Genomic DNA, 6,010 nt, shown 5'->3' with positions numbered 1-6,010 from the left:
CTCCACAAGCACCCACACGAATTGCTTGATTCAGTTGTTAAAGAGCGGTTGGTTAAGATCTTTCGTCTCAACCGAGGCGCGCATTCTACAGCAGCCTCATTTGCTGTCAAGTGATTATTTTCAGAAGTTTTCGAAGAATTCTTCAACAACTTCAACCACTTGCGCTTCCGATCTCTCGTCAGCGGGAGGCGAATTCTACAGCGTTACACGCTGCTGTCAACACCTCTTTTTCAACTTCCTTCTGGCTTCGATAAACTGAAGCAACCTGCTGCCGAAACCTACATAACTCATTGAATCTCAAGGAGTTTTCCGTTTCGACTGCGCCGGAAGTGGGGCGAATTATAGACATCTGAAATCTGCCGTCAACACCTATTTTCATAATTCTGTCACATCGGTCAAAAAACCCCGGAAACACGAAGGCCGACCCCGAGGGGTCGGCCTTCATTGCATTGCTCTTCTACTTACAAGCTAGGGAACGCGAACTGCGAAGCCTCATGGCTGGCACGCTGCGGCCAGCGCTGAGTGATCGCCTTGCGACGGGTATAGAAGCGCACACCATCCGGACCATACGCATGCAGGTCACCAAACAGCGAACGCTTCCAGCCGCCGAAGCTGTGGTAAGCCACCGGCACCGGCAGCGGCACGTTGACGCCAACCATGCCGACTTCAATCTCGTCGCAGAACAGACGCGCCGCCTCACCGTCACGGGTGAAGATGCAGGTGCCGTTGCCGTATTCGTGATCGTTGATCAGTTGCATGGCCTCTTCCAGGCTGTTCACGCGAACAATGCACAGTACCGGGCCGAAGATCTCTTCTTTATAGATGCGCATTTCCGGGGTGACGTTGTCGAACAGGCAGCCACCGAGGAAGAAACCTTCTTCATGACCGGCCACGCTGAAACCACGACCGTCGACCACCAGGGTCGCGCCCGCCGCCACACCGTCATCAACGTAACCACTGACTTTGTCGCGCGCCTGACCGGTGACCAGTGGCCCCATATCCAGACCGCACGAAGTGCCGGCACCGATTTTCAGCGCCTGGATCTGCGGTACCAGTTTCGCCACCAGCGCATCAGCCACTTGATCACCAACACACACAGCAACTGAAATCGCCATGCAGCGCTCGCCACAGGAACCGTAAGCCGCGCCCATCAGTGCGCTGACGGCGTTATCCAGATCGGCATCCGGCATCAGCACTGCGTGGTTTTTCGCGCCGCCCAGTGCCTGAACGCGCTTACCACGCTTGGTGCCTTCGGCGTAGATGTACTCGGCAATCGGCGTCGAACCAACGAAGCTCAGCGCTTTGACTTCCGGCGCTTCGATCAGCGCGTCTACTGCAGTCTTGTCACCGTGTACTACGCTCATCACGCCTTTCGGCAGACCGGCTTCCAGCAGCAACTGAGCGATGAGCAGTGTCGAGCTTGGATCACGCTCGGACGGCTTGAGGATGAAGCAGTTGCCGCAAACGATCGCCAGCGGGTACATCCACAGCGGCACCATGGCCGGGAAGTTGAACGGGGTGATACCGGCAACGATGCCCAGCGGCTGGAAGTCCGACCATGCGTCGATGTTCGGGCCAACGTTGCGGCTGTACTCACCCTTGAGGATTTCTGGCGCTGCGCAGGCAAACTCGACGTTCTCGATGCCGCGCTTCAATTCACCGGCAGCGTCTTCCAGAGTCTTGCCGTGTTCTTCGCTGATCAATTGCGAGATGCGTGCTTCGTTCTGCTCGAGCAGTTGCTTGAAGCGGAACATCACCTGGGCGCGTTTGGCCGGTGGCGTGTTGCGCCAGGCCGGGAACGCAGCCTTGGCGGCATCGATGGCTTTCTGGATGGTGGCCTGGCTGGCCAGTGGCAACTTGTGGATAGCCTGACCGGTGGACGGGTTGAACACATCAACCGCGCGACCGTTCTCGGTCACCAGTTCGCCATTGATCAAATGCGGGATAACGCTCATCGAAAACTCCTGAATTCTTGTCCACGGGCACCCGTTAAGGAGTGCCCGTTTTTGTAGGTATATATAGAAGGAAAAATCAGTCGAGCTTGTTCAGCACTTCGCCGACCGCGTCGAACAGGCGATCAAGGTCTTGCGGCTTGCTGTTGAAGGTTGGGCCGAACTGCAGGGTGTCGCCGCCGAAGCGTACGTAGAACCCGGCTTTCCACAGGGCCATGCCCGCCTCGAACGGACGCACAATAGCGTCGCCGTCACGACCGGCAATCTGGATTGCACCAGCCAGACCGAAGTTACGGATGTCGATAACGTTCTTCGAACCTTTCAGACCGTGCAGCGCGTTTTCGAAATGCGGCGCGACTTCCGCCACGCTTTGCACCAGGTTTTCCTTTTGCAGCAGATCGAGTGCTGCAAGACCTGCGGCGCAAGCCACCGGGTGCGCCGAGTAGGTGTAGCCGTGCGGGAATTCCACGGCGTATTCCGGCGTCGGCTGATTCATGAAGGTCTGGTAGATCTCGGAGCTGGCAATCACCGCGCCCATCGGAATCGCGCCGTTGGTGACTTGCTTGGCGATGCACATCAGGTCCGGGGTCACGCCAAAGGTGTCGGCGCCGAACATGTTGCCGGTACGGCCGAAACCGGTGATCACTTCGTCGAACACCAGCAGAATGCTGTGCTGATCGCAGATTTCGCGCAGACGCTTCAGGTAACCCTGCGGCGGCACCAGTACGCCGGCGGAACCGGCCATAGGTTCCACGAATACGGCGGCGATGTTCGAAGCGTCGTGCAGTTCGATCAGCTTCAGCAGCTCATCGGCCAGCGCGATACCGCCCTGCTCCGGCATGCCACGGGAGAAAGCGTTGCTGGCCAGCAGCGTGTGTGGCAGGTGATCGACGTCCATCATCGCCTGACCGAACAGCTTGCGGTTGCCGTTGACGCCGCCGAGGCTGGTACCGGCGATGTTCACGCCGTGATAGCCGCGGGCACGGCCGATCATTTTGGTTTTGGTCGACTGACCTTTCAGGCGCCAGTAGGCACGAACCATTTTCACCGCGGTGTCGGCGCACTCGGAGCCCGAGTCAGTGAAGAACACGTGGTTGAGGTTGCCCGGGGTCAGCTCGGTGATTTTCTCGGCCAGCTGGAACGACAACGGGTGGCCGTACTGGAACCCCGGCGAGTAATCGAGGGTGCCCAACTGTTTCGAGACAGCCTCCTGAATTTCCTTGCGGGTGTGACCGGCGCCGCATGTCCACAGACCGGACAGCGAGTCGTATACCCGGCGGCCCTTGTCGTCGATCAGCCAGCTGCCTTCGGCACCAACGATCAAACGCGGGTCGCGCTGAAAGTTACGGTTGGCGGTGTACGGCATCCAGTGCGCGTCCAGCTTCAGTTGGCTGGCCAGTGGCGACGGCGCGTTTTCGGGCATGTTCATCGGGCAAAACCTCGCAGGGCATAAGCGTCAGGGAGATAGAAAGCGTTGTTGCAGCTAAATTGCCACGCGGATAAAGTCTGTGAAATTCAACTCTTCTAACCTTCAGTTAGAACTTTGCTAAACAATGAGAACAATAAAATGAGCAGCCGTCGCCCCGATCCGCTGGCCCAGGTCAGTGACTTTGATATTCGCCTGCTGCGGATTTTTCGCAGCGTGGTGGAATGCGGCGGCTTCTCGGCAGCGGAAACCGTGCTCGGCATCGGTCGCTCGGCGATCAGTCAACAGATGAGCGACCTGGAGCAGCGTCTCGGTTTGCGTTTGTGTCAGCGTGGTCGCGCGGGGTTTTCGCTGACCGAAGAAGGTCGCGAGGTGTATCAGTCGGCACTGCAATTATTGAGTGCGCTGGAAAGTTTCCGCACCGAGGTCAATGGCCTGCACCAGCATTTACGCGGCGAGCTGATCATTGGCCTGACCGACAACCTCGTCACCCTGCCCCACATGCGCATCACCCACGCCCTCGCTCAGTTGAAGGAGCGCGGCCCGGATGTGCAGATTCAGATCCGCATGATTGCGCCGAATGAAGTCGAGCAAGGCGTGCTCGATGGGCGTCTGCATGTCGGCGTAGTGCCGCAGGCCAGCGCGTTGTCGGGGCTGGAGTATCAACCGTTGTACAGCGAGCGCTCGCTGCTTTATTGCGCGGTGGGTCATCCGTTGTTTTATGTCGATGACAAACAACTCGATGACGAACGCCTGAACAGTCAGGACGCGATTGCGCCGACGTTTCGGTTGCCGGCGGATATTCAGGCGCATTACCAGGCGCTCAATTGCACGGCCAGCGCTTCGGACCGTGAAGGCATGGCATTCCTGATTCTGACCGGACGCTACATCGGCTATCTGCCGGATCATTACGCCAGCCTCTGGGTGCAGCAAGGTCGCTTGCGTGCGCTGAAATCGCAAACGCGTTTTTATGACTTGAGCCTCGCATCGGTCACGCGCAAGGGCCGGCGCCCTCATTTGGTGCTGGAGAGCTTTCTGGAGAGTCTGGCGGCGACGCGTTGAAAATCCTCCGAGGCCCGCCGGCGTTGGGCCTTAGCAACAGATTCAACAAATAACCTGAGCAAGTGGACAGCTTTTTGCAAAGCAGGATCAACCTCGATCCTTCAACAAGAAGCCTTCAGCCATGCAGCCAGATTCCGAACAATCCAGCGACCTGATCTACGGCCTCAACGACCGCCCCCAACCACTCGCCGCAACTCTCGCGGCGCTGCAACACGTACTCGCCAGTTTCGTCGGCATCATCACCCCGCCGCTGGTGATCGGCTCGGCCCTCGGGCTGACCGCGCATTTGCCGTACCTGATCAGCATGGCGTTGATGGTCTCGGGCGTCGGCACCTTTATTCAGGCGCGGCGGCCGTTCGGCATCGGGGCGGGAATGATCTGTTTACAGGGCACCAGTTTCGCCTTTCTCGGTGCGGTGCTGTCAGCCGGTTTTCTGGTCAAGCAACGTGGCGGCAGCCCGGAAGACATTCTGGCGATGATCTTCGGCGTGTGCTTTTTCGGCGCAATCGTGCAGATCGTCCTCAGCCGCTTCATCGGTCAATTGCGTCGAGTCGTTACGCCGCTGGTGACCGGGATCGTCATTACCCTGATCGGCATCAGCCTGATCAAGGTCGGCATCACCGATCTGGGCGGTGGCTTCAATGCGCCGGATTTCGGTGCGCCGGGCAATCTGGCGCTGGGCGTGTTTGTGTTGCTGACGATCATTCTGCTCAACCGCTCGAACACGCCATGGGTGCGCTTGTCGGCAATCATCATCGGTTTGCTGCTCGGCAGCCTGGCCGCGTGGCTCAGTGGGAAACTGCTGCCGCAGCCGGTGCCTGACTTGCCACTGGTGAGTTTTCCTACGCCGTTCAAGTTTGGCTTCAGCTTCGACTGGACGGCTTTCCTACCGGTCGCGCTGATTTATCTGATCAGCACCATCGAAACCGTCGGCGACCTCACCGCCAATTGCATGCTCGCTCGCCAACCGATCAGCGGCCCTTCTTATATAAGCCGCTTGCGCGGTGGCGTACTCGGCGATGGCGTCAGCTGCATGATCGCCGCGACCTTCAGCGCTTTCCCCAACACCACGTTCGCGCAGAACAACGGCGTGATCCAGTTGACCGGCGTCGCCAGCCGCTACGTCGGGCTGTACATCGGCGCGATTCTGTTTTGTCTCGGCCTGTTCCCGATGATCGGTGCAGTTCTGCAACAGATTCCGAAACCGGTGCTCGGCGGCGCGACCCTGGTGATGTTCGGCGCGGTGGCCGCTGCCGGCGTGCGCATCCTCGCGCAGTCGCCGCTGGATCGACGCAGCATGTTGATCATCGCCACGTCGTTCGGCGTCGGCCTGGGTATCGCCGCACAACCGAACCTGCTGCACCTGCTGCCGAAACTGGTGCAGAACCTGTTTGATTCAGCGATCACCAGCGGCGGCCTGACCGCAATCATCCTGTGCCTGCTGCTGCCGGAGTCGAAAACCGAGGCCGCTGAAGCACACCCACCGCTGAACAAGATCGAACAGGCGTAACGGTTTTATCGCGCAAAGACTTGTCGGATGCCTGTGGGTGCGCTATCAACGCAACTGGTT

At 58.9% G+C, this 6,010-nt stretch carries 4 protein-coding genes; 2 read left to right on the top strand and 2 right to left on the bottom strand.

What is annotated here, in order from left to right; translation table 11 throughout:
- Positions 1–461: 461 nt before the first annotated feature.
- Positions 462–1,955, bottom strand: coding sequence for a CoA-acylating methylmalonate-semialdehyde dehydrogenase (locus CKW17_RS23640; protein ID WP_038360740.1), 1,494 nt, complete (start codon positions 1,953–1,955; stop codon positions 462–464).
- Between the two features lie 76 nt (positions 1,956–2,031).
- Positions 2,032–3,381: an aspartate aminotransferase family protein gene (locus CKW17_RS23635; RefSeq protein ID WP_007914732.1), complete on the bottom strand. Its 1,350-nt coding sequence runs from the start codon at positions 3,379–3,381 to the stop codon at positions 2,032–2,034.
- Positions 3,382–3,519: 138 nt separating this feature from the next.
- On the opposite strand from CKW17_RS23635, the gene CKW17_RS23630 reads away from it, so the two are divergent.
- Positions 3,520–4,440, top strand: a complete 921-nt coding sequence (locus CKW17_RS23630) for a LysR family transcriptional regulator (protein WP_064387741.1) — start codon at positions 3,520–3,522, stop codon at positions 4,438–4,440.
- 121 nt (positions 4,441–4,561) lie between these two features.
- The gene (locus CKW17_RS23625) at positions 4,562–5,950 is read left to right on the top strand and encodes a uracil-xanthine permease family protein (RefSeq protein WP_095122044.1); all 1,389 of its coding nucleotides are present in this window, start codon (positions 4,562–4,564) and stop codon (positions 5,948–5,950) included.
- The last annotated feature ends 60 nt before the right edge of the window (positions 5,951–6,010 follow it).

This window comes from Pseudomonas sp. Irchel s3f10 (genome assembly GCF_900187515.1).
Lineage (GTDB): Bacteria > Pseudomonadota > Gammaproteobacteria > Pseudomonadales > Pseudomonadaceae > Aquipseudomonas > Aquipseudomonas tensinigenes.
This window is presented reverse-complemented; position numbering and strand designations above follow the sequence as displayed.

Excerpts from the sequence above, each read along its gene's own strand:
- CKW17_RS23640 (WP_038360740.1), bottom strand. The coding sequence starts at position 1,955 with ATGAGCGTTATCCCGCATTTGATCAATGGCGAACTGGTGACCGAGAAC.
- CKW17_RS23635 (WP_007914732.1), bottom strand. The coding sequence starts at position 3,381 with ATGAACATGCCCGAAAACGCGCCGTCGCCACTGGCCAGCCAACTGAAG.
- CKW17_RS23630 (WP_064387741.1), top strand. The coding sequence starts at position 3,520 with ATGAGCAGCCGTCGCCCCGATCCGCTGGCCCAGGTCAGTGACTTTGAT.
- CKW17_RS23625 (WP_095122044.1), top strand. The coding sequence starts at position 4,562 with ATGCAGCCAGATTCCGAACAATCCAGCGACCTGATCTACGGCCTCAAC.